A 24,035-nucleotide genomic window follows, 5' to 3' on the forward strand; every position below is an offset into this window, starting at 1 on the left:
CGCCCGCATTTCATTGGGGAGCACGACAATGGCCAGAACAACGATCAATCAGACAGCGCGCGGCGCCACAAGCTCAGAGATGACGACGCTTCAGGTCATGATCCTGAGCGGCATCGGCGGCGCGGCGATTTCCCTGGGCTCTTTTCCCGATCTCCTGAAAGGCGACGTCGCGTTCTTTGTCGCGGCTGATTCCGTGCAATTGCTCGGCTTCGCCATCCGGATCATCGGCGGTGCGCTGCTCGGCGCCTTCTGGGGCTATCTGCATTGCCCGGAATCCAAGCCGATCAAGGCGTTCCAGCTCGGCCTGATCGCGCCGGCCGCCATCGCCAGCATGGTCTTTTCCAACATCGACGCGACTGACGGCAAGACCACGCAGCCCGCGCCTCCGGCAATCGAGGAAAGCGCCGTCCACGGCGATCTTCGGCTGGATGCCCGGCCGGGCCTGTTCTCGCTGATCGGCTCGGCGCACGCGGACGGGCTGTCGGACACGGTCATCCTTCGGCCGGACTCGCCCCAGGACAGCTTCCTCGACCGGCTGATCAAGGGCATCGTCGGCAAATAATCCCGGCGAAGACGCCGGTCAGAGCTGCGCGCTGAAGGTGTCGCAGGCGGCGGGCTCGCCGCTCTCCAGCCCGCGGCGGAACCAGGCCGCGCGCTGCTGGGAGGTTCCGTGGTTGAAGCTTTCAGGCTCCACGTAGCCCTGGCTGCGGCGCTGCAGGGCGTCGTCGCCGATCTGGCGCGCCGCGTTCAGCGCCTCGGCGATGTCGCCCTCCTCCAGCAGTCCCTTCTTGTCGGTGTGCCCCGCCCAGATGCCGGCGAAGCAATCCGCCTGAAGTTCGACCCGCACGGACATGCGGTTGGCCTCGACCGCGCTGAGGCTCCGGCGCGCCTCGTGGAAGCGCGGCAGCACGCCGATCAGGTTCTGAACATGGTGGCCGACCTCATGCGCCAGCACGTAAGCCTGGGCGAAATCGCCGCCGGCGTTCAACCCGCGCTCGAGCTGGTCGTAGAACGTCAGGTCGATGTAGACCTTGCTGTCGGCCGGGCAATAGAACGGCCCCGTTGAGGATGACGCGAGCCCGCAGCCCGAGCGCACCTGGCCGGAAAACAGCACCAGAACCGGCTCCACGTAGCGCTCGCCGTCCTTGCCGAACAGCGCGTGCCAGACGTCCTCGGTCTCGGCCAGCACGGTGGACACGAAGCGCTTCGCCTCGTCGTTGCGCGCCGGCGTCTGCCGCGCGCCCGAGGATGTTTGCGGCGCGCCGTCGCCAAAGAGAACCGCCGGATCGATGCCCAGCGCCGTCATGCCGGCATAAAGCGCCACCAGCACGAGAATGCCGCCCAGCCCGAGCCCGCGGGCGCCGCGCCGGCTTCCCCGCCCGATCGGCAGCCGGAACCCCGCGCCGCGGCTTCGGGATCCGCTCTGGCCGCGCACATCCTGCACGTTGCCGCTTTGCCGCCTGCCCTTCCAGCGCATGATGCCGTCTCCCGCCTTGCCGCCCGCCCCATGGGCGTTGTCCCAGACTAGAATAGATTCACCGTGGCCGGATACCGGATTTGCGAGCCGCGCACACGATGACGGCCGCAGGCGGCATCGCGGTTCGAAGCATCTCCCGTCCGCGCCGCGACACCGCGCGCCGTTCCCATGTCAACGGCGCGGTGGTATCGAGAGACCGGATGCTTCGCACTCAGCCAGGACAACCATGACCGACGCATTGAATTCACCCGGCGGGATTTCCGTGGCCTCGACGCTCAGTGCCGTATGCGCCGGGCTCGCGGGCGCTGCGGGCGTGGCGCTGTCGGCCGCCGCCGCGCACGTGGACGCCTCGGACTTCGTCCGCGCCGCGGCCGGCATGTGCCTCGCGCACGCGCCGCTGCTGCTCGTGCTGTCGCTGCCCGGCGCGCGGGCCCGGCTTCGCTGGCCCGCGATTCCCGCGGCGATGACCGTCCTGGGGTTGCTGCTGTTCGCCGGCGACATGGTGCGCCGCGCCTTTTTCGACGCCAGCCTGTTCGCCAAAGCCGCGCCCACCGGCGGCATGCTGATGATCGGCGCCTGGCTCACCGTTGCCGCACTCGCGGCATTTGCCGCCATGCGGCGTCGCTGATCCGCTCGCTCGCTGGCTGAACGACAGTCTGGATTCACCGGTTCCCGCCGCGCGCCTGCGCAAGGAAACAGTTGCGCGGCGGCGCAATCGGCAGCACCGTATACCCTTGGAATTCTCTCAAGACATATCCGGAACAGCCGGATTTGCTCTTGCCGGACAAAGGGGCGCGACCATGAAGACAGTACTGACCCATATCGCGGCCATCCCGCTTGCCGCCATTCTCGGCACGGCCGGGATCAGCGCTCCGGCGCTGGCCGATTTCTCCATGACCATCCTGCACACCAATGATTTCCATTCGCGCATCGAGCCGATCAACAAGTACGATTCCACCTGCGGATCCAAGGACCTGGAAGAAGGGAAATGTTTTGGCGGATCGGCGCGCTTCGTCACCAAGGTCAAGGAGCGCCGCGAGGCGATCGAGGCGGCTGGCGGCAATGTCGCGCTGTTCGACGGCGGCGACCAGTTCCAGGGCTCGCTGTTCTACACCTACTACAAGGGCAAGGCCGCGGCCGAGATGATGAACCTCATCGGCTACGACGCCATGACGGTGGGCAACCATGAGTTCGACGACGGACCCGAGGTGCTTTCCGGCTTCATCGACGCCGTCGACTTCCCGATTCTGCTCGCCAACGCCGATACGAGCGGCGAGATGGCTCTGAAAGACAAGCTCAAGGGCGTCACCATCATCGAGAAGGGCGGCGAGAAGATCGGGCTGATCGGGCTGACGCCGGAGGACACGGATGAATTGTCGTCGCCGGGCAAGAACATCCGGTTTCTCGACGCCATCGCCACCCTGAAGGGCGCGGTGCAGGGGCTGGAGGCCTCCGGCGTCAACAAGATCATCGCGCTGTCGCACTCCGGCTACGGCCGCGACCTGCAGCTCGCCGCCGCCGTCCCCGGCATCGACGTGATCGTCGGCGGGCACTCCAACACGCTGCTGTCCAACACCTCCGACCGCGCCGCCGGTCCCTATCCGACCATGGTCGAGGCCCCGGACGGCGGCAAGACCGCCGTCGTTCAGGCCTATGCCTATGGCAAGCTGCTGGGCGAACTCAATGTGATCTGGGATGATGACGGCAAGGTTGTCTCCGCCGAGGGCGAGCCCATCGTCATGGACGCGGCGGTCGCCGAGGACGAGGACACCAAGGCGCGCATCGCGGCAATGGCGGAGCCGCTGGACGAGATCCGCAACACGGTGATCGGCGCAACGGCCGCCCCCATCGACGGATCGCGCGACACCTGCCGGGCGCGCGAATGCGAGATGGGCGATCTCGTCGCCGACGCCATGCTCGACCGGGTCAAGGATCAGGGCATGCAGATCGCCATCCAGAACGGCGGCGGGTTGCGCGCCTCGATCGACGCGGGCGAGGTCACAATGGGCGAGGTTCTCTCGGTGCTGCCGTTCCAGAACACGCTGGCCACCTTCCGGCTGAAGGGCTCCGACGTGATCGCGGCGCTGGAGAACGGCCTGTCGCAGGTCGAGGAAGGCGGCGGACGCTTCCCGCAGGTCGCCGGAATCCGCTTCAGCTGGTCGCGCGCCAAACCCGCCGGCGAGCGCATCACCGCCATCGAGGTGATGGGCGCGGACGGCTACGAACCGCTCGATCCCAGCGCGCTCTACGGCGTGGTCTCCAACAACTTCATGCGCGGCGGCGGCGACGGCTATTCCGTCTTCGAGACCGAAGCCACGGACGCCTACGACTACGGCCCCGGACTGGAACAGGTGGTCGCGGACTACATCCAGGCAACCGGCGGCTACGTGCCCAAGACCGACGGCCGCATCACCGAAGCGGACTGATCGTAGGCTCGCTGATCGCAGGCCATTGCGCGAAAACGAAAGGGCGCGCCGATCGCGGCGCGCCCCGGACTTCTGGCAGTGCCGGAAATCCCTCCTTCGTCATGGTCGGGCTTGTCCCGACCATCCATAAGTCCTTGAAATCATGGATCCTCGGCACAAGGCCGAGGATGACGATTGAGGGCATGAGGGGGAAAGGCGCTACTTCTTCTTGCCGAATCCGAAGATGCCCGAGGGCAGGTTGAACCCGTCCTCCAGCGCCTTGAGCACGGCGTCGGTGTCGGCCTCCCCGTCGATGACCTTCTGAACATCGATGGCGCCGCCGTTGGTCACCTGCTTGAGCGCCTCGCTGGCCGCCTTGCCAGGATCGTCCTTGAGCGCCGAAAGCAGCCCGCCGCCGATCTCGCGCAATTGCTTGTAGGCGGCGTCGGGATTTTCGAGAATTCCGGCGATATCGGGGTAGATCTTCGGCTTGTCCCAAGGGCCACGGATAATCACCGGAACGCCCAGGCCCGCCAGTTCGGCGTCACCCGCGCCCTGGCCTTTCAACGAGGCGACCACCTTCGGCTCCACGCGCCAGTCGAGATATTTCCTCGGCATGTCGGTGGTGCCGCTGCCGGAGATCCGCACCAGCGGGCCGACCATCTTCAGGTCCGTGTTGCGCGCGACGCCCTTGTCGATGGCGAAACTGCCCGAAAGCTCGCTGAAATCGGTCTTCTCCGCCGTCGCCGACTGCCAGCCGAGCAGGGTCTGCACCGACAGCCCGCGCATCATCTGCGGAATATTGATGCCGCGGATGGCGCCGTCTGTGAACGACGTGCGGGCCGAGCCGCTGAGCGCGCCGACCAGCTCCGCCTGGCTGCGGCCGCTCGCCGCCACGTCGAGATCGATCGCAGCGGTGCCCTCGATCCAGTCGAAGCCGGCCGCGTCGCGCAGCAGCGGATGCGCCGACAGGCCGCCGAGGCTTGCGACGGCAGCCACGCGCGGCACCTCCGCCTGCCCATCGAGCAGCACCCGGCCGGTGGCCGTGCCGCCGTAAAGCGCCAGTTCCTTGAGATCCGCGTTGAGCACCCCGCCTTTCAGCCCGACGGTCAGGCGGCTCGCGCCAATCGTCAGCTTGTCCCAGGTGATACCCTTGGTGGTGATGTCGAGATCCGCATCCGCCGCCTTCAGTCCGGCGAAATCGATCGGCTCCGTGCTCCAACCGGCTGCCGCCGCGACAGGGGCGGCAGCGGCGGCATTGCCACCCTGCCCTGACGTCGCGCCGTCTGCCCGAGATAGGGGTCGAGCGCGATCTGCTCGAGCGCGAACGACGCCTTGATCACCGGCACGGCGCCGGAAAGCTGGATGCTGCCTTCGCCCCGTCCCGAGGTGCCGTCGAGACTGACATCGGTCTCCTCAAAACTCAGCCCGTCCGGCGTGGCGTTGAAGCGTCCGGACACCGAGAACGGTCCGAGCCCGCCGCCAGGCCCCAGCGGCCGTCCGACCCAGGCGAGCAACCCGCGCAGATCGGGCGTCCTGACCGACACCCGGCCATCGAACGCGCCGTCGGGCGCCGCCGTCCCCGTGACTCCGGCGCTCAGCCGATTGCCGCTCAGGGACGCCTGCACCGGCATTGGCTTGCCGGCCAGCATGGCGGCGGGGGACGCCGTGGCGCTGAGCGCGAACCGCTCGCCGCGCCAGTCCAGTCCGCCGGACGCCTTGACCGGCTGATCGAGGCCGGCGATCGCCACCTCCACATCGATGTTGTCGAGACGATCGGCGGCGGCGTCCAGCGCCTCCGCGAGGCCGAGACCCGCATAGGAACCGCCATCCAGCCTGACCGTGCCCTGCACTTCCATATTCGCCAGTAGCGCCTCGCTGGTCGCACCCTCGCTGGCATAGGAGAGGTGGCTCGTCAGCGTGCCGGTCAGCGCTTCGGACCGCCCCGCGAAGGCCATCAGCTGCGCCAGATCCACCATGTCGCCCGCGCGGTGCCCGAGACAAGAGCCCGGCCGTCACGCTGGTGCGCGTTGAGCGCGAAGCCGCCGCTGCCGCCGAAGGCGCGAAGCTCGGCCAGCGTCACCGCCAGCAAGCCGTCCTGCAGCACCGCGGAGAGATCCGCGTCGCGCACCTCGACGCCGGCGCCCTTGAGCACGCCGACCGTCAAGCCGATGTCCGCGTCGAGCGCGCCAAGCCCGGAGAGATCCAGCGGCGCGGAATCCGCTCTCGCGGCGGCCGTCGCGGGCGCAGACTTCGCCGCCGCCTCCGGCGCGCCATCCGCCGCAACCGCAGATTCACCCGATGGCGCTGGCGGCGCGCGGAACTGGTCAAGATCGATCTGGGCGATCGCGAAGTCGCCCTTCACCACGGGCTTCTGGCCGGCGATGTCGGCCTGCAGCGCGCCGGTAAGCACCGTCTCGCCGATCGCCGCGGAAATATCGCTCACCCGGGCGCTGGCAGGATTGAGATCGCCGCTCGCCTTGATGGCGAAGGCGTCGAGTCCCGCCACGTCGCCGACCGGAATGTGTAGCGCGGCTAGAAGATCACCCAGCGACGCCCGTCCGCGTCAAGCGCGAAGCTTCCGCCAAGCGGCGCGCTGCCGAAAGTGCCCGCGAGCCGGGCCGTGGCCAAGTCGTTGGACACCGTCAGCCGCATGTCGCTCGGCTCGCCCATCGCCAGCGCCAGCGGCTTCGCCACATCGGCGGCCAGCGTCAGCGGCACGCCGCGCCAGTCGAGCGAGCCTTCCAGCGTCGCGGTATCCTCGAGTGACGGGACCGCCAGCGTCACATTGACCGAATTCACCTCGTGCCGGACGCCCGTGCGCAGGTCGCTCCAGGCCAGCGCCCCGTCCTTCAGCGTCAGCGCGTCAAGCCGCACGCGACGCAGAATCGCCGCCGCGCCGGCGCCCTCAGCGTCTTGCGGCGCATCGGCGGCCGTCACCACCTCGCCCTGCGCGTCGCCATCCGCGCCGGCGATGATGCCGGCCAGCGGATCGGCGCCGGTCATCTCATGCGGCAGCACCCGGCGCGGCGCCCAGCTGGTGCGGCCCCATTTGTCGACCTCCAGCAGGATACGCGGCTCCACCAGCGTGATGCCGGTGATCCGCGCCTGCCCGCCGATCAGCGCCGACAGCGCCAGCGAGAAATCGATCTGCCGGATCTTGACGAATTCGATGCCGTCGGCGCCCGCCTCGCCCGACAGGCCCACATCGCGCGCCGAAAGATTGAAGCCCGGCAGCAGGCTCAGCCCGACCGGTCCGTCGATGCGCAGCCGCCAGCCCGTCGCGGCTTCGACCTGGGCGACGATTTCTCTCTTGATGGTCTCTTTGGGCAGGAAAAACGGGACGATCAGCCCGGCCGCCACGACGGCAAACAAAAGGGCGCCGAAACCGACGAGCAAACGTTTCACGCGGACCTCCCGCCGGAGCGCCGCCCGCGAGAACCGACATGGTCTCGCGACAAGCCGCGTCCGGATTCACACTCGCGGCGCACGCTCCCGATGAAAAACGTCTCCGTTCGCCCGCAGGAAGATGCGCCTGGCCGTGCCGAAATCGAATCGGAGCGAATCACCAAACGGGGAGATTCATCCCGATATCCGTCCCTGCATGACAAGAATTCGCACGCGGATCAATCCATCGCACGGGTCACGCAAATGTACTGACCCGTCCGGTTCCAAGCGAACTCCGCCGCCACGCGGTCATCCAGCACGTGGATTTTAGGCAAAAGCATGACCATACGGAGGCGGCGGCAGCCGCTTCCACGCGCCCGGCGCCGGCGTTACACCGCCGGTCTAAACGGTCAGGTGCCGGCGGACTTCCGTCTCCACCATGCTCTCGCGCGTGCCGGCGACGACGATCTCGCCGCGGTCCATCACCGCGAAATCGTCGGCCAGATCCCGGGCGAACTCGAAATATTGCTCGACCAGCAGGATCGCCATGGTGCCCTGGTCGCGCAGCCATTCGATGGCCCGGCCGATGTCCTTGATGATCGACGGCTGAATGCCCTCGGTCGGCTCGTCGAGCACCAGGAGGCGCGGACGGGTGACCAGCGCGCGGGCGATCGCCAGTTGCTGCTGCTGGCCGCCCGACAGATCGCCGCCGCGCCGCTTGAGCATGTCCTTGAGCACCGGAAACAGCTCGAACACGTCCTCGGGAACCGAGCGGTCGCCGTGTTTCAGCGGCGCGTAGCCTGTCTCCAGGTTCTCCTTGACGCTGAGCAGCGGGAAGATCTCGCGCCCCTGCGGCACATAGGCGATGCCCTGGCGGGCGCGGGCATGCGGCGTCAGCCCGGAGATGTCGGCGCCGTCCCATTCGATCCGCCCCTTGGAGATCGCATGCTGTCCGGCGATGGCGCGCAGCGTCGAGGTCTTGCCCACGCCGTTGCGGCCCATCAGGCAGGTGACCTTGCCGGCTTCCGCCTTCAGCGACACGCCCCAGAGCGCCTGCGCAGCGCCGTAGTGAAGATCGATGTTGTCGATGGTCAGCATGGTGGTTGCCTGTGTTTGCTTTTCCGATCCGTCCCGGATCTGCGCAGCGGCATTCCATGCCGCGGCGCGTCCGGGATGACGCATCTTGAACTCGTCGCCCTAAGATCGCGCCATCTCTCGATTGTCATCCCGGACGCATTGCAGCACGCAGTGATGCGATGCAGATCCGGGACGATAAGCGCGAGCGATCCCGCCATTCACCGCCCCAGATAGACTTCGATAACCCGCGGATCGGCGGAAACATGATCGAGCGCGCCTTCGGCGAGCACAGAGCCTTCGTGCAGCACCGTCACCTTGACGTCGAGATCACGCACGAAGCCCATGTCGTGCTCGACGACGACGACCGAGTGGTCTTTGGCGATTTCCTTCAGCAGCTCCGCGGTTTCCGCAGTCTCCGCGTCGGTCATGCCGGCGGCCGGCTCGTCCACAAGCAGCAGTTTGGGATCCTGCGCCAGCAGCATGCCGATCTCCAGCCATTGCTTCTGGCCATGGCTGAGGTTGGCCGCCAGCTCGTCGCGCTTGGCGGCGAGGCGGATGGTGGTGAGGATTTCCTCGATACGACCGTCCTCCTCCGCCGACGGACGATGAAACAGGGTGGCGAACGGCCCGCGCGGACCCTTCAGCGCCAGCAGGATGTTGTCGCGGATGGTGTGGCTTTCGAACACCGTGGGCTTCTGGAACTTGCGCCCCACGCCCAGCTCGGCGATCGCCGCCTCGTCCATCCTGGTGAGATCCACCGTGCCGTCGAAGAAGATGTCGCCGGTATCCGGCCGCGTCTTACCGGTGATCACGTCCATCATGGTGGTCTTGCCGGCGCCGTTGGGGCCGATGATGGCCCGCATCTCGCCCGGCTCCAGCACAAGGGACAGCTCGTTGAGCGCCTTGAACCCGTCGAACGACACCGATACCCCGTCGAGATACAGAAGCGCGTTCCTTGCTTTCTCGTTCGAAATCTTCGCGATCTTGGCTTGTCCGGTCATGGGTTCACTCCGCTGCCTGGCCGCTGAGATTACCGCGCGCCGCGGCCGACTGCGGCGGGGCGCCGGGCCCCTCGCCGCGTCCCGATTCCGCGTTCGCGGAGATCCTGCGCTGGCGCAACGCCGTCCAGCCCTGGTTCACGGTGCCGACGATGCCCTTGGGCAGGAACAGCGTCACGGCGATGAACAGCCCGCCCAGCGCGAACAGCCAGATCTCGGGCAGCGCGCCGGTGAACCAGGTCTTGGCGAAATTCACCAGCACCGCGCCGATGATCGGACCCACCAGCGTGCCGCGGCCGCCGACTGCCACCCAGATCACCGCCTCGATGGAGTTGGCCGGGGCGAATTCGCTCGGGTTGATGATGCCCACCTGCGGCACATAGAGCGCGCCGGCCACGCCCGCCATCATGGCGGAGACCACCCAGACGAACAGCTTGTAGTGCTCCACCCGGTAGCCGAGGAAGCGGGTGCGGCTTTCCGCGTCGCGCACGCCGACCAGCACCTTGCCGAGCTTGGAGCGGGTGATCGCGCAGGCGATCATGAAGCCGAGGATCACCGCGATGACGGAGGCCGCGAACAGCCCGGCGCGCGTGCCATCCGCCTGCACCGAGTAGCCGAGGATATCCTTGAAGTCGGTCAGGCCGTTGTTGCCGCCAAAGCCCATGTCGTTGCGGAAGAAGGCCAGCAGCAGCGCGTAGGTCATCGCCTGGGTGATGATCGACAGATAGACGCCGGTCACCCGCGAGCGGAAGGCGAACCAGCCGAAGGCGAAGGCCAGCAGCGCCGGAACGAAGAGCACCATGACGGCGGCGAAGGGGAACATGTCGAAGCCGTACCAGTACCAAGGCAGTTCCTTCCAGTTGAGGAACACCATGAAGTCCGGCAGGTCCGCGTTGCCGTAGACGCCGCGGGTGCCGATCTGGCGCATCAGATACATGCCCATGGCGTAGCCGCCGAGCGAGAAGAACGCCCCGTGGCCGAGCGAGAGGATGCCGCAATAGCCCCACACCAGGTCCACCGAGAGCGCCAGCAGCGCATACGTCATGTACTTGCCGACGAGGCTCACCGCATAGGTCGGCACATGCAGCGGATGGTCGACCGGCAGCAGCAGATTGGCGGCGGGAACCGCCACCGCGATGGCCGCGAGGATGGCGATGACGATCAGCGCCTTGCCGTCCAGCGCGCGCAGGATGAACGAGGTGATCATGATTCCACCGCCCGGCCCTTGAGCGCGAACAAGCCGCGCGGGCGCTTCTGGATAAACAGGATGATGAACACCAGCACGAGGATCTTGCCCAGCACCGCGCCCGCGTAGGGCTCGAGGAACTTGTTGACCACGCCCAGCGTCATGGCGCCCACCAGCGTGCCCCAGAGGTTTCCGACGCCGCCGAAGACCACCACCATGAAGCTGTCGATGATGTAGCCCTGGCCGAGGTTGGGCGAGACGTTGTCGATCTGCGACAGCGCCACACCGGCGATGCCGGCGATGCCGGAACCCAGTCCGAAGGTCATGGCGTCGACCCACGGCGTGCGGATGCCCATGGAACTGGCCATCGCCCGGTTCTGGGTGACGGCGCGCATGTAGAGCCCGAACTGCGTACGCTTGAGTACGCCGATCAGGGCCACGAAGACGGCCAGCGCGAAGAACAGGATCCACATGCGGTTGTAGGTCACCAGCATGTTGCCGACCTCGAACGCCCCGGACATCCACGAGGGGTTGCCGACTTCCTGGTTGGTCGGCCCGAAGATCGAGCGCACGGCCTGCTGCAGCACCAGCGAGATGCCCCAGGTGGCCAGCAGCGTCTCCAGCGGCCGGCCGTAGAGAAAGCGGATGATGCCGCGCTCGATCGCCACGCCGATGCCGCCGGCGACAAGGAAGGCCAAAGGCAGGGCGATGAACAGCGAATAGTCGAACAGCCCCGGCATGGTGGTGCGGATCAGCTCCTGCACCACGAAGGTGGTGTAGGCGCCGATCATCACCATCTCGCCGTGCGCCATGTTGATGACGCCCATGACGCCGAAGGTGATGGCCAGACCGATGGCGGCGAGCAGCAACACCGAGCCGAGCGACAGCCCGTACCAGATATTCTGCGCCATCTCCCACTTGGCGAGATTGCGGTCGATCACCGCCGCCGCCTTTCGCGCGGCCTCGGCGACAGCGGCGCTGCCGGAGACCTCGGCCCCGTTCAGCGCGGAGCGCGCGTCACGGTCGGCGCGCTGCGCCAGCACGGCGATCGCGGCGATCTTATCAATGTCCGGCGCATCAGAATTCACGATGGCCGCGGCGCGGGCCTCGGTGAAGAGTTTTGTCAGCGCGGGGTCGGTCTCCCCGCCAGCGCCTTGTCGAGCGCGGCGATCGCTTCCGGATCGGCGGACTTGAACACCGCCTCCGCCGCCTCGCGGCGCACGGCCGGGTCGGGGCTCATCAGCGTCAGCGCGCCGAGCGAGGCGCTGATCAGCCGGCGCAGCTTGTTGTTGACCTTGATCTTCTTCATCGCCCGCGAGCCTTCCTCGCCGGCGGCTTCCCCGGTAATCGGGTCGAACAGCAGATAATCCCGGCCCTTTTCCTCCACGCGGAAGACCTGATTGTCGGATTTGCGGAAATACAGGGCGCCGTCGGACAGGGCTTGCAGCACGGGCGCCGCGGCGGGATCGCCGGCCTCCGCCATGGCTTCGACAGCGGCGGTGGTGTTCTTGAAGCCGCCGTCGGCCAGCGCGGCGATGTGATCGCTCAGGGTTTGCGCGCTCGCCCCGAATCCCGGGATGCCGCTCAGCATGCCGGCCATCAGGATCGCTGCGGCGAGCCTTTGAAGGAGAAATCTCATGTCCCGGCCCTGGTTCGTCGAATGGAGAATTTGATGGCGGTTCGGCGGGATCCGCAGCGGTGCAAGACACCCTCGCGAATCCCGCCGTCCCTCTTTTCAGAGATCAAGCGTCAGAGGTTTGAGCCTTACGAGCCCTTGCCGCCGCACTTGCCGGACTTGACGTTGAAGTTGCCGCAGGACATCGGCGCGCGCCAATCGGAGATCAGGTCGGCGGAGTCCGGCAGGTAGTCGGACCATGCGTCGCCCGGAACCAGGCCCGAGGTCTCGAACACGGTCTCGAACTGGCCGTCTTCCTGGATCTCGCCGATCAGCACCGGCTTGGTGATGTGGTGGTTCGGCATCATGGCGGAGTAGCCGCCGGTCAGGTTCGGCACGGAAACGCCCACGAGGCTGTCGATGACCGCGTCCGGATCCGTGGTGCCCGCCGCTTCCACGGCCTTCACCCACATGTTGAAGCCGATGTAGTGGGCTTCCATCGGATCGTTGGTGACGCGCTTGTCGTCCTTGGTGTAGGCGTGCCAGGCGTCGATGAACGCGGCGTTGGCGTCGGTGTCGGCGGACTGGAAGTAGTTCCAGGCGGCCAGGTGGCCGACGAGCGGCGTCGTGTCGAGGCCGGCGAGCTCTTCCTCACCCACGGAGAAGGCCACGACCGGGATGTCCTCGGCCTTGATGCCCGCGTTGCCCAGTTCCTTGTAGAACGGCACGTTGGCGTCGCCGTTGATGGTGGAGACCACGGCGGTCTTCTTGCCGGCGGAGCCGAAGTTCTTGATGTCGGAGACGATCGTCTGCCAATCGGAATGACCGAACGGCGTGTAGTTGATCATGATGTCTTCGGCGGCGACGCCCTTGGCCTTCAGATAGGCTTCCAGGATCTTGTTCGTCGTGCGCGGATAGACATAGTCGGTACCGGCCAGGACCCAACGCTCGACGCCTTCTTCCTTCATCAGGTAGTCGACGGCCGGAATGGCCTGCTGGTTGGGGGCGGCGCCTGTGTAGAACACGTTGCGCTGGGACTCTTCACCTTCGTACTGGACGGGATAGAAGAGGATCGAGTTCAGCTCCTCGAACACCGGCAGCACGGACTTGCGCGACACCGAGGTCCAGCAGCCGAACACCGCGTCCACACCGTTGACGGAAATCAGCTCGCGGGCCTTTTCCGCGAACAGCGGCCAGTCGGAGGCCGGGTCGACGACGACCGCTTCGAGCTGCTTGCCGAGAAGGCCGCCCTTCTTGTTCTGCTCGTCGATGAGCATCAGCATGGCGTCCTTCAGAGTGGTCTCCGAAATCGCCATGGTGCCCGAGAGCGAGTGCAGGATGCCGACCTTGATGGTCTCGGCCGCCGAAGCGATGCCGCTCAGCGAGGTCGTCATCATGCCGGCGATCGCGGCGGCGCCCACGGCGCGCCGCACGTATTTCATGGTCGAAGCTGCAACCAGTGTTGCCATAACAGCAGTCCCCCTGTGATCGGTCTCTGTGATCGGTCTGCGGCCGGCCCTTGGGAGCGGACCGGTCCATCGGAGGCAATGGTCAGCCGATATTGTGCGGTGCCATATACGTCGATTGACGTAGGCGGCTGCGCCATTCGTGCAGATTTTACCCCCCGGCCCCGGGCATTGCCGCGCCACTGGACAAAAAGGCGGCACGAACCCTGCAAAGCAGCAGAAACCGGCGAGAAGGACGCGTCCAGTATCGGGCGGCCTTCCGGGGTTCCTCGCGAGACTTGGACCAAAGCGGGAAATGTTGTGCTGAATTATTCGGCAGATGAGTAAAAAGAAGTCACATCGCATGACGGCACGGCAACGCATTCTTCCAATCCGGCGAAACTACAACCAATGGGTCGCCAATCAGACGCTGGAAGACTACGCGCTGCGGTTTACGGCCAAGAAGGCGCGGCGCTTTTCCTCTTCCCGCATCGCCCAGACCGCCATCGGCGCCATCTCCTTTCTCGCGCTGGAAGCCATCGGCGGCGCCATCACGCTCTCCTACGGCACGGTCAACGCCTTCTGGGCGATCGTCGTGGTGAGTCTCGTCATCCTCGGCGTCGGCATTCCGATCGCCCGCTACGCCATGCGCTACGGCGTCGACATCGATCTGCTGACCCGCGGCGCGGGCTTCGGCTACATCGGCTCCACGGTCACCTCGCTGATCTATGCCTCCTTCACCTTCATCCTCTTCGCCATCGAGGCCTCGATCATGTCGAGCGCGCTGGAGTTCGCCCTCGGCGTGCCGCTGTGGATCGGCTACATCATCTCGGCCGTGGCCGTCATCCCGCTGGTCACCCACGGCGTGACGCTGATCAGCCGCTTCCAGCTCATCACCCAGCCGGTCTGGATCGTCCTCAACATCCTGCCCTTCCTTTTCATCGCCTTCATGGACTGGGAGAAATTCGACCTGTGGCGGAATTTCGCCGGTCTGGGTGCGACAGGCCCGGACGCCGGCGGCGTGGATCTCCTGAAATTCGGCGCGGCCTCGGCCGTCATCCTGGCGCTGATGGCGCAGATCGGCGAGCAGGTCGATTTCCTGCGCTTCCTTCCCGCGCAAGACGCATCCAGGAAACGCCACCGGCTGGCGCTGTTTCTCGCCGGCCCCGGCTGGGTGGTGCTGGGTGCGCCGAAGATGCTGGCCGGTTCCTTCCTCGCGGTGCTGGCGCTGTCGGCCGGCATCCCGGCCGAGCACGCCGCCGAGCCCTCGCGCATGTACGCGGTCGCCTTCGGTTACATGCTGCCGTGGGAGAGCGCGGTTCTGCTGCTGATGGCCTGTTTCGTGGTGGTCTCGCAGCTCAAGATCAACGTGATGAACGCCTATGCGGGCTCGCTGGCGTGGTCGAACTTCTTCTCCCGCCTCACCCACAGCCACCCGGGCCGCGTGGTGTGGCTGCTGTTCAACGTCGCCATCGCGCTGGCGCTGATGGAACTGGGCATCTACCGCGTGCTGGAAGAGACGCTGGGGGTGTTTTCCATCGTCGCCATGGCCTGGCTGTCGGCGATCTCGGCCGATCTCTTCATCAACAAGCCTTTGGGGCTCTCGCCGCCGGGCATCGAGTTCAAGCGCGCCCATCTCTACGACATCAACCCGGTGGGCACCGGATCCATGGTGCTGGCGGCCGGCGTCGCGCTGGTCGCTCACTACGGCCACCTGGGCGCGGAAGCCGCGGCGCTCTCCACCTTTCTCGCCATGATCGTCGCCTTCATCGCGGCCCCGGCCATCGCGATCACCACCCGCGGCAAATACTATCTGGCGCGCAAGCCCCGTCGCCACTGGCAATCGAAGAGCGAGATCAGCTGCTCGATCTGCGAAAATCCCTTCGAGCCCGAGGACATGGCCTATTGCCCCGCCTACCAGGCGCCGATCTGCTCGCTGTGCTGCTCGCTCGACGCGCGCTGCCACGACCTGTGCAAGCCCAACGCGCGCATCAGCAACCAGATTGCCACCGTCGGCGACAGGCTGTTGCCGCAGTGGGCCTTCACCCGGCTGCAGACCCGCCTCGGCCGCTACACGATGACCGCGATGCTGGCGATCGCCGCCATCGGACTGATCCTGGCGGTGATCTACAGCCAGGCGGTCGCGGGTCACCCGGGCGACACGGAGATCGTCGCCACGACCGTGACGCTGATCTTCTTCGTCTTCACCATCCTCGCCGGCATCGCCACCTGGTTCCTGGTGCTGGCCCATGACACGCGGCACGTGGCGGAGGAGGAATCGGCGCGCCAGAACACGCTGCTTTTGAAGGAGATCGACGCGCACCAGAAGACCGACGCGGCGCTCCAGCGCGCCAAGGAAGTGGCCGAGGCCGCCAATCTCGCCAAGAGCCGCTATGTGGTGGGGCTTTCCCACGAGCTGCGCACGCCGCTCAACGCGGTCCTGGGCTACGCGCAGGTTCTGGAGCGCGACGAGAGCATTCCGCCGGCGCGCCACGCCTCCATCCGCGTGATCCGCCGTTCCGCCGAACATCTGTCCGGGCTGATCGACGGGCTGCTGGACATCTCCCGCATCGAGGCGGGCCGCCTGCGCGTCTATTCCAACGAAATCAACGTGCATGATTTCCTCGCCCAGATCGTCGACATGTTCCGCCTGCAGGCCCAGGCCAAGGGGCTGAAGTTTTCCTACGAGCGCGCCGACAACCTCCCCGCCTTCGTGCGCACCGACGAGAAGCGCCTGCGCCAGATCCTGGTCAACCTGCTGTCCAACGCCATCAAGTTCACCGAACAGGGATCCATCGGACTGACGGTCGGCTACCGCTCGCAGGTGGCGCAGTTCATCGTCACCGACACGGGACGCGGCATCTCGGAGAAAAGCCTCACGCAGATCTTCGAGCCCTTCGCCCGCGGCGACGAGGAGGAACACAAGCGCGTGCCCGGCCTCGGCCTCGGCCTGACGATCACCCGGCTGCTGGCCGAAACGCTGGGTGGCGACATCAAGGTGACCAGCGAACCGGGCCAAGGCAGCCGCTTCGAGGTGCGGCTGATGCTGGCCAGCGTGACGGATCCGAAACCCGTCCCGGTGCCCGACCGCACGATCACCGGCTACGAAGGCCCGCGCCGGACGCTGGTCGTGGTCGACGACAACGCCGATCATCGCGGCCTGATGGCCGAGATCCTCGAGCCTCTGGGCTTCACGCTGTTCTACGCCCCGGACGCCCAAAGCTGCCTCACCCTGGTGAAGGAGCTTGACGGCGACGTCGCGCCGGATCTGTTCCTGGTCGACATCTCGATGCCCGGCATGAGCGGCTGGGATCTGGTTTCCGCCTTGCGCGAGCAGGGCCGCACGGCGCCGATCATCATGCTGTCGGCCAACATCGGCGACGGCTCCTCGGGGCTCGTCGCCGAGGACCGGCACGACGATACGCTGGCCAAGCCCTTCGATGTGGCGCAGCTGCTCGACAAGCTGCAACGGCACCTCAAGCTGCACTGGACGCAGGCGCAGGATCCCCCCGCCGCGCCCCGCGCACATGGCAAGGCCGGGTTGAGAAACCCCGGCGCGCAGCATATACGGGAGCTGCTGAACCTGGGGGAAATCGGCTATGTGCGCGGCATCGAGGCCAAGCTCGCCGAACTCGCGGAGGAACCGGACAACGGTCCCTTCGTCGCGGAGTTGCGCACCCACATCCAGGCGTTCGATTTCACCCGCTACGTCGACGTTCTCGAAGGGATAGGCGACGATGAGTAGTCCCGGTCCCACCGCGCGCCGCGACGTCGTCCTGGCGGTGGACGATTCGCCCGAGGCGCTGGGCTTTCTCACCGACGCGCTGGAGGCCGCCGGCGTCACCGTTCTGGTGGCGACCAGCGGCGAGGCGGCGCTCAACATCGCCGAACGCGTGACCCGGACATGGTGCTGATGGACGCGGTGATGCCGCGCATGGACGGGTTTGAGACCTGCAAGCGTATCAAGGCCAACAGCGCGCTTCAGCATGTGCCGGTGATCTTCATGACGGGGCTCACGGAAACCGAGCATGTGGTGCATGCGCTTGAATCCGGCGGTGTCGACTATCTGACCAAACCCATCGACATCGACGAACTGCAGGCCCGCATCCGCGTGCATCTGGCCAACGCCCGCTCCGCCCAGAGCGCGCGCATTGCGCTGGACGCGGCCGGGCGGCACCTTCTGGCGATCGCCAGCAGCGGCGCGGTCCACTGGTCGACGCCGCAGACCCAGCAGATGCTGAAGACAATGACCGGGCGCGACGACGCCATCGACGACATCGGTCTCGATCTCGCGGACTGGCGGGCGGAAGACATCGCCACCCCGGCCGGCCAGACGGCCTCGTTCTCCATCGAGATCGCGCCGCGGACCCGGCTGCAGATGCACTATCTCGGCGCCATCGGCGCGGACGAATACCTGTTTCGGTTGACCACCGCGGACCATCCCAACCAGGACGAGATCCTGCGCCAGCATTTCTCCCTCACCAACCGCGAGGCGGAGGTGCTTCTGTGGATCGCCAAGGGCAAGTCCAACCGCGATATCGGGGAAATTCTGGGCCTGTCCCCACGTACCGTGAACAAGCACCTGGAGCAGATCTACACCAAGCTCGGCGTGGAGAACCGCGCCTCCGCCGCCGTCCGCGCCGCCCATGTGCTGCATGAGCTGTGAGGGGGCGATGACGTGTCCAGCCTCTCGCCGTCATACCCCGGCGAAGTCCGGGCAATGACGTGCTGAGGGTTGACCATGTAACGTCGACCACCCCCGATTGTCATCCCGAGCGAGCGAAGCGAGACCCGGGACCCAGTAGCCGACAGCGCCCGCGATCAATCCGCGGTCATCGCCACAGCATCGCGGTGAACCCTCAGCGAGAGCCGAAGGGCCGTCGATCACTGGGTCCCGGCTTTCCGCTTCGCTGCAGCCGGGGTGACAATCGGGGGTAGCGCGGAAGATGTGCTCAAACGGCGCATTTGCCTGCCAGGCTGCATGCCAATCCCCCGCCACTGTCATCAACACTGTCCCCGGTGTCGTCCTCGGGAGGCCGAAAGGCCTGCCCGGGGATCCAGTACTCCGTGTGGCGGACGGCGGTGCACAGTCTGTCAGACCTGTGGTTACTGGATTCCCGACCCGGGCTTCGCCCTCTCGGGAATGACACCGCAGCGTGTGGCGCGGTCCCAATCAGCGGTGCCGTAGCAAGAAACCTGTTCTCGCCTCCTCAGACCCGAACCATGTGGTTGTCCCACTTGGCCCCCTCGCGCAGGGCCACGCGGCGCGGCGCGCCGGCGGCGTTGGGACGGTCGACCAGCAGCTCGCCCCCACCGTCGGAAATCAGAAATCCGCGCTCGCCTTCCGGCGCCAGCCCGCAGCAGTCGGCAACGCGTGAGCGCCCGAGAATCCGCCCCGTGGCGGCTTCCCAGTAGACAACCTGCCCGCCGCGCGGGCTCGACGTGCCGATCACCTCGCCGGTGCCATTGGCCATCACCGAGCCGACATAGTTGTTGAAGCCCGAGAGAATGTCGTCGGGCGCCTCGAACAGCGCCGGCTCCTTGCCCCACTGGCAGCGGCCCACGAGCTGCGGCCGGTCGGTCTTCGCACCCTGATACTGGCAGCCGAACCACACCGCGCCCGCGCCGTCGATCGCCATGTGCCGGATCGACGACAGGCGGCTGTCCGCGCCCAACCGGTGGTTGGCGAGAATGTCGCCGGTCTCGCGGTCGATCAGCGCCAGCGTCGGCTGCATGGTCGGCAGGTTCAGCACCGTGCGGCCATAGTCGGGATGGGTTTCCATGCCGCCGTTGGCCACCACCAGAGTGCGACCATCGGGCGCCAGCAGCACCTCGTGCGGACCGACGCCGCCGGAGGAGAAGTCGCCGATCCGCTTGAAGCCGGCATCCACGTCGTAGATGCCGATGAAGCCCAGGCCGTTCTCGAAATCGTTCTCGGTGGCGTAGAGCAGCCGTCCGTCGGGCGAGAAGACGCCGTGACCGTAGAAGTGGCGCCCCTCGGGCGCATGGAAGAACTGCGGCTCCCGGCGGCCGTGCACATCGAAGGCGGCGGCGAAGGTGCCGGGACGCCGGGCGAAGGCCACACAGCGGCCGGTCGCCTCATGCAGCGTCACGTCGTGGCCCCGGTCGGGCAGCGCCACCGTGGTGATGTCGCGGCCGTCCTGGGTGAACACGGCGACCACGTGGCGGCCGTCGGCCTCCTTGCGCGCGGCAATGAACAGCGAATCGCGCGTTTCCATCGCGGCCAGGCCGCACGGGTCGAGACCGGCAAGCAGCGCGGCCCCCGCGCCGGCGAGCAGTGCGCGTCTCTCAATCTCCATCGAGCGAATTGAACCCCATGATCGTGAACAGCGCGGCCGCCAGATCTTCGCCCACGGTTTGCCGCAGGCCGCCAAGCACCAGATTGACATAGGCCAGCTTGCCGTAGACGCCGGGATCCTTCGCCGTCTTCGTCAGCGGCTCCGGCACGGATCTGAGCACGCGCGCGGCATTGGCGAGCTCGAAGGGAATGCTGTTGGCAAGCCAGGAACTTTCTTCGCCCAGAACGCCTTCCAGCGCCATGCTGACGACGAAGTTCCGCAGTCCCGAGGCGCCCGCCGCGCACATCGCCATGGTGTTGCCCGAGCGGCGGAACGGCGCGCGCTTCGGCTTCACCTTGTCGATGCTGTCGCCGATCACCGGCAACAACTTCTGGTCGCGGATGATCTGCAGGCCGGTGGTGATGCTGCCGAGGATCTCGGCGGCGGATTCCTGATGCGAGCGGTAGACGGGATTGTCCGGCCCCGGCTCGAGCAGCAGCGCCCCGTAATTGTCGGGCCCCGTCCATCCGGCGACCAGTTCCGCGCCGATGACCGCGACGTTCTCGGCGATCACGCGGGCATAGGCGCAGCGGAACCGGCCGTCCTCGCCACCCGCCAGCAGCGCCGTGCGCGCACCGTCAAACAGCACGGCCTCGAGCGCCGACAGACCCTGCACCGCGACGCTCTTGCCCTGCAGGCTGTCGAGCGTCAGCACGCTGGCGTCGTGGTCCCGGACGATCGCCTCCGCCTGACGCCGGCCGGTGGACTTGCGGTCCGGCCAGAACACCAGCCGCTCAAGCCGGTGATCCTCCAGCAAGGGGCCGAAACGCAGAAACTCGATGCGCGAATACCCCTCCAGCGCCGCACGATAGGCGGCCCCCACAGCCTCGTGCCCTTGAAGGCTGGGGCTTTCGCAAAACCCGTCGATCTCACTGCGCAGCACGGTCCCCGCGCGCTCGAAATCAGTGAAGGCGGGACGGATGTAACCGTCCACCGCATGGGCGACCACATGCGCCTGAACGGCGGCCGGATCCGCGCGCGCAGGGCCCGCCGCAAGCAGCAGCGGGATCATGGCGAGAGAGGACAGCCAGCGTTTCATGGTCACAGGGACTCCAGAAAGCGGATCAGTGCCGCGCGCTCGCCGCGCGACATCGCGGCAACCGTGTCGCGGGCGGATTGCGCCTCGCCGCCATGCCACAGGATGGCTTCCAGCAAGTTGCGCGCGCGCCCGTCGTGCAGGAACTGGGTGTGGCCGCTGACCGTCTCGGTCAGACCGATGCCCCACAGCGGCGACGTCCGCCACTCGCTGCCCGAGGCGTCGCCCACGGGCCGCCCATCGGCCAGGCCCTCGCCCATGTCGTGCAGCAGAAGGTCGCTGTAGGGCCAGATGAGCTGGAACGCCTGTTCCTTCTGCGGCGCGTCCTTGCGTGTCACGTATTTCGGAACATGGCAGGAGGCGCAGCCCGCGGCATAGAACTGCCGCTTGCCCTCGAGCACCTGCGGATCCTTCACGTGCCGCCGCCTGGGCACCGCCAGATTACGCGCGTAGAAGGTCACCAGTTCCATGATCGGGTCCGGCGCTTCCACATCACCGAGCCGCGCCTGCACGCCCGACGGCATGGCCCGGCATTGCGCCTGCGCCTCGGTACAATCGCCCCAGGAGGCGGGCGCCTGCGGCGAGGAAATGCCGATATCGCCGTTGAACGCGCCGCTCGATTGCGCGGCGATGTCCGGCTGCGACGCCTTCCAGCCGAAACGGCCGAGCACGATCTCGCCGGTGGCCGAATCGCGCACCATGGAGGGTCGGCCGGAGATCCCGTCGCCATCCGCGTCCTCCGGATCGGCATGAGCGAGAATGTCGCCCGCATGGATCTGCTCGATCAGCCCCAGCCCGATCATCGGCGGCGCCACGCGCGGCGAGACCATCGCGTCCTCCGCCATCGGCCCGTTGGCGAGCCCGGTGACGCGGTAGCTGGGCTTGCGCAGCGAAACGGTTTCGCCCCCCGCCAGGGTCACGGGGATCTCGGTGTAGTCGATTTCCATGTGCCCTTCCGGCTCGAGGCCGGGCACCGCGAACTCCTGCAACTGACCGCCGTAGGTCGGCTCGGGAATGCGCAGCAGGCGCTTGTCGGCAAGCAGCCGGCGCTCTTCCTCGGTGCGCGGCGGCACCGACAGCCGCAGGAACATCGACGAGGCGGTCTCGCCCGGCGCCGGCGGCGCGCCGCGGCCATCCTTCAGGTGGCAGCGCTGGCAGGAACGCGCATTGAACAGCGGTCCGAGTCCATCGGACGCCTGCGTGGAGGACGGCGCGGACACCCACAGCTTGCGAAACAGCCCGTTGCCGAGCTTGAAGTCGCGTTCCTGCTCGAAGCTGAGATTGCCGAGAGACTGCGAGAAGATGTCGCGATTGATGCGTTTGCGCGTGGTGGCCGCGCCCGCCTGCATGATCTCGAAGGGCTCGGGCTTGGAAAAATCGTCCGTCGGCCGGATGACGGCGGCGACCCTGGCGCGCGTCTCGGCGTCGAGATCAGCGCGATGGGCGAGCGGACCCTCGGCCGCCGCGGCGGCGATGCAGAAGAGACCGGCCGTGACGGCGATCGTGACGGCCGCACGGGCGGCGATGGGAGACGGGAAATGCATGAGGGCTCTGTCCTTGCAGATCGGCTGGCTGAGAAGAATAGCGGACCGTACTGAATTCCTAGCCGAGCACCGTAGAGCGCCGTTCTGCCCCTCTCGAACGGCCATTACAATCGGCTGTGGAACTTTTTTGCCGGGATCCGGCGCGCCATCGTGTCGCGGCGCGCCGGGAATGTCAGCGGGGACAGGCGCGGTGTCGGTTCGCGCCTGTCCGTGATCGCTCGCGGCTTACTGGAAGACCGAACCGGGGTTGTCGAGGCTGTCGGAGCCTTCGAATGCCACGGCGTCGAGCTTCAGCACCGCCACCGCCCGCTCGATCGACTTGGTCTGCTCGACCAGTCCGTCGATGGCGGCCTGCACCACCGCATTGCCCGCGTCGTTGCCTTCGCCGATCATCTGGTCGTAGGCCTCGCCTTCCTCGGCGCGGGTCTTCATCGCGGACATGGCTTGCATGGTCGCGTCAAGCTTGGCGCTGAGCTCGGCGGCGACATCCGCATCGGCCGCGGCAACCAGATCCTTGATGCCTTCGCCTTCGACGACAGAGCCGTCCACGCGGGTGTACTTGCCCTGGTAGACGTTCCGGATGCCCAGCGCGTCGTAGTAGTGCGAGTTGTGGGTGTTGTCGGAGAAGCAGTCATGCTCTTCCTCGGGATCGTGCAGCAGCAGGCCGAGCTTCATGCGCTCGCCGGCCAACTCGCCATAGGACAGCGATCCCATGCCCGTGAGGATCGTGGCCAGCGCGGCCGTCTCGCCGCCCTCGCTCAGCGCGGTGCGCGCGGCGCCGTCGGGCTGCCAGTTGGCGACCATCTCTTCCAGATCCGCGATCAGCAGCTTGGAGGCCGAGCTCAGATACTGGACGCGGCGATCGCAGTTGCCGCCGGTGCAGTTGGCCGGATCGAAATCCGTCGCCGGGCGGGTGCCCGCGCCCGCGCCCGTGCCGTTGAGGTCCTGGCCCCACAGCAGGAACTCGATGGCGTGGTAACCCGACGCCACGTTGGATTCCACTTCGCCCGCTTCCTGCAGCGTGCCGGAAATCAGCTCGGGCGTGATCGTGGTGGTGTCGACCGTCTCGCCGCCGATGGTCAGCGACGTGTTGGCGATGACGTTGGCCACATAGAGATCGTTCTCGTCGGATTCACTGCCGTAGGAGGCATCCACATAGTCGATCAGGCCCTCGTCGAGCGGCCATGCGTTCACGCGGCCTTCCCAGTCGTCGACGATGGCGTTGCCGAAGCGGTAGACCTCGGTCTGCTGGTAGGGCACGCGGGCCGCGAGCCAGGCGTCACGGGCGGCCTTCAACGCCGCCTCGCTCGGATCGGCCGCCAGCGCCGCGATCGCGGCGTCAAGCGCCTTCGCGGTGGACAGCGAATCCTCATAGCCCGCCTGGGCGATGTCACCGTAGGTGTCGAGCACTTCAGCCGGGCCGGCCAGCGCGCTGGTCGCCAGCAGGCCGCACACGGCGCCGATTGCGATTGCATTCAAGGATTTCATCCTCAGGTCTCCCATGGG

General features: G+C 66.9%; 17 protein-coding genes and 2 pseudogenes. 5 read left to right on the top strand and 14 right to left on the bottom strand.

Annotation, left to right across the window (positions count from 1 at the left end):
• Positions 1 to 28 precede the first annotated feature (28 nt).
• Complete coding sequence (locus D1F64_RS21530; protein WP_117414095.1) at positions 29 to 562, top strand: hypothetical protein; 534 nt, start codon at positions 29 to 31, stop codon at positions 560 to 562.
• Positions 563 to 580: 18 nt separating this feature from the next.
• Here the strand turns inward: D1F64_RS21530 and D1F64_RS21535 are convergent, their stop codons facing one another.
• On the bottom strand, positions 581 to 1,477 hold the full coding sequence (locus tag D1F64_RS21535) for a neutral zinc metallopeptidase (protein ID WP_117414096.1): 897 nt from the start codon (positions 1,475 to 1,477) through the stop codon (positions 581 to 583).
• A gap of 226 nt (positions 1,478 to 1,703) precedes the next feature.
• Here D1F64_RS21535 and D1F64_RS21540 point away from each other — a divergent pair, with 226 nt between their 5' ends.
• Both D1F64_RS21540 and D1F64_RS21545 read left to right on the top strand, forming a co-directional pair.
• Positions 1,704 to 2,105, top strand: a complete 402-nt coding sequence (locus D1F64_RS21540) for a DUF423 domain-containing protein (RefSeq protein ID WP_117414097.1) — start codon at positions 1,704 to 1,706, stop codon at positions 2,103 to 2,105.
• A gap of 172 nt (positions 2,106 to 2,277) precedes the next feature.
• The gene (locus D1F64_RS21545; RefSeq protein ID WP_117414098.1) at positions 2,278 to 3,903 is read left to right on the top strand and encodes a bifunctional metallophosphatase/5'-nucleotidase; all 1,626 of its coding nucleotides are present in this window, start codon (positions 2,278 to 2,280) and stop codon (positions 3,901 to 3,903) included.
• Positions 3,904 to 4,101: 198 nt separating this feature from the next.
• On the opposite strand, the gene D1F64_RS21555 is transcribed toward D1F64_RS21545, so the two are convergent.
• The 9 genes and pseudogenes from D1F64_RS21555 to urtA form a co-directional block, all read right to left on the bottom strand.
• Positions 4,102 to 5,088 carry an AsmA-like C-terminal region-containing protein gene (locus D1F64_RS21555; RefSeq protein WP_117414100.1) on the bottom strand — a complete coding sequence of 329 codons (987 nt, stop codon included), beginning with the start codon at positions 5,086 to 5,088 and terminating at the stop codon, positions 4,102 to 4,104.
• A complete protein-coding gene (locus D1F64_RS21560; RefSeq protein ID WP_162901701.1) occupies positions 5,070 to 5,861 on the bottom strand; it encodes a hypothetical protein in 792 nt (263 codons plus the stop codon). The genes D1F64_RS21555 and D1F64_RS21560 overlap by 19 nt, the downstream gene beginning before the upstream one ends.
• The gene (locus D1F64_RS21565) at positions 5,840 to 6,391 is read right to left on the bottom strand and encodes a hypothetical protein (protein ID WP_117414102.1); all 552 of its coding nucleotides are present in this window, start codon (positions 6,389 to 6,391) and stop codon (positions 5,840 to 5,842) included. The genes D1F64_RS21560 and D1F64_RS21565 overlap by 22 nt, the downstream gene beginning before the upstream one ends.
• A 26-nt stretch (positions 6,392 to 6,417) precedes the next feature.
• Positions 6,418 to 7,290, bottom strand: a complete 873-nt coding sequence (locus D1F64_RS21570; protein WP_117414103.1) for an AsmA family protein — start codon at positions 7,288 to 7,290, stop codon at positions 6,418 to 6,420.
• Between the two features lie 381 nt (positions 7,291 to 7,671).
• The gene (gene urtE / locus D1F64_RS21575) at positions 7,672 to 8,367 is read right to left on the bottom strand and encodes an urea ABC transporter ATP-binding subunit UrtE (RefSeq protein ID WP_117414777.1); all 696 of its coding nucleotides are present in this window, start codon (positions 8,365 to 8,367) and stop codon (positions 7,672 to 7,674) included.
• Positions 8,368 to 8,564: 197 nt separating this feature from the next.
• Positions 8,565 to 9,347: an urea ABC transporter ATP-binding protein UrtD gene (gene urtD, locus D1F64_RS21580; protein WP_117414104.1), complete on the bottom strand. Its 783-nt coding sequence runs from the start codon at positions 9,345 to 9,347 to the stop codon at positions 8,565 to 8,567.
• Positions 9,348 to 9,351: 4 nt separating this feature from the next.
• A complete protein-coding gene (urtC, locus tag D1F64_RS21585) occupies positions 9,352 to 10,551 on the bottom strand; it encodes an urea ABC transporter permease subunit UrtC (RefSeq protein ID WP_117414105.1) in 1,200 nt (399 codons plus the stop codon).
• Positions 10,548 to 12,169, bottom strand: a pseudogene (urtB, locus tag D1F64_RS21590) (urea ABC transporter permease subunit UrtB). The gene urtC and the pseudogene urtB overlap by 4 nt, the downstream one beginning before the upstream one ends.
• A 125-nt stretch (positions 12,170 to 12,294) precedes the next feature.
• Positions 12,295 to 13,587: an urea ABC transporter substrate-binding protein gene (gene urtA / locus D1F64_RS21595; protein ID WP_117414106.1), complete on the bottom strand. Its 1,293-nt coding sequence runs from the start codon at positions 13,585 to 13,587 to the stop codon at positions 12,295 to 12,297.
• Between the two features lie 367 nt (positions 13,588 to 13,954).
• On the opposite strand from urtA, the gene D1F64_RS21600 reads away from it, so the two are divergent.
• Both D1F64_RS21600 and D1F64_RS21605 read left to right on the top strand, forming a co-directional pair.
• The gene (locus D1F64_RS21600; protein ID WP_117414107.1) at positions 13,955 to 17,335 is read left to right on the top strand and encodes an ATP-binding protein; all 3,381 of its coding nucleotides are present in this window, start codon (positions 13,955 to 13,957) and stop codon (positions 17,333 to 17,335) included.
• A pseudogene (locus tag D1F64_RS21605) lies at positions 17,328 to 18,256 on the top strand (response regulator transcription factor). The gene D1F64_RS21600 and the pseudogene D1F64_RS21605 overlap by 8 nt, the downstream one beginning before the upstream one ends.
• Positions 18,257 to 18,800: 544 nt before the next feature.
• Here D1F64_RS21605 and D1F64_RS21610 read toward each other — a convergent pair.
• From D1F64_RS21610 to D1F64_RS21625, 4 genes are all read right to left on the bottom strand, one after another.
• Positions 18,801 to 19,910 (bottom strand): DUF1513 domain-containing protein, encoded by a 1,110-nt coding sequence (locus D1F64_RS21610; RefSeq protein WP_162901702.1) that lies wholly within the window; start codon positions 19,908 to 19,910, stop codon positions 18,801 to 18,803.
• Positions 19,900 to 20,988 carry an imelysin family protein gene (locus tag D1F64_RS21615; protein ID WP_117414109.1) on the bottom strand — a complete coding sequence of 363 codons (1,089 nt, stop codon included), beginning with the start codon at positions 20,986 to 20,988 and terminating at the stop codon, positions 19,900 to 19,902. Before D1F64_RS21615 ends, D1F64_RS21610 begins: the two co-directional genes overlap by 11 nt.
• A 2-nt stretch (positions 20,989 to 20,990) precedes the next feature.
• Positions 20,991 to 22,529, bottom strand: a complete 1,539-nt coding sequence (locus tag D1F64_RS21620) for a di-heme oxidoredictase family protein (RefSeq protein ID WP_117414110.1) — start codon at positions 22,527 to 22,529, stop codon at positions 20,991 to 20,993.
• 225 nt (positions 22,530 to 22,754) lie between these two features.
• Positions 22,755 to 24,017, bottom strand: a complete 1,263-nt coding sequence (locus D1F64_RS21625; protein ID WP_117414111.1) for an imelysin family protein — start codon at positions 24,015 to 24,017, stop codon at positions 22,755 to 22,757.
• Between the last annotated feature and the right edge of the window lie 18 nt (positions 24,018 to 24,035).

Source organism: Breoghania sp. L-A4, assembly GCF_003432385.1.
Taxonomy (GTDB): Bacteria; Pseudomonadota; Alphaproteobacteria; order Rhizobiales; family Stappiaceae; genus Breoghania.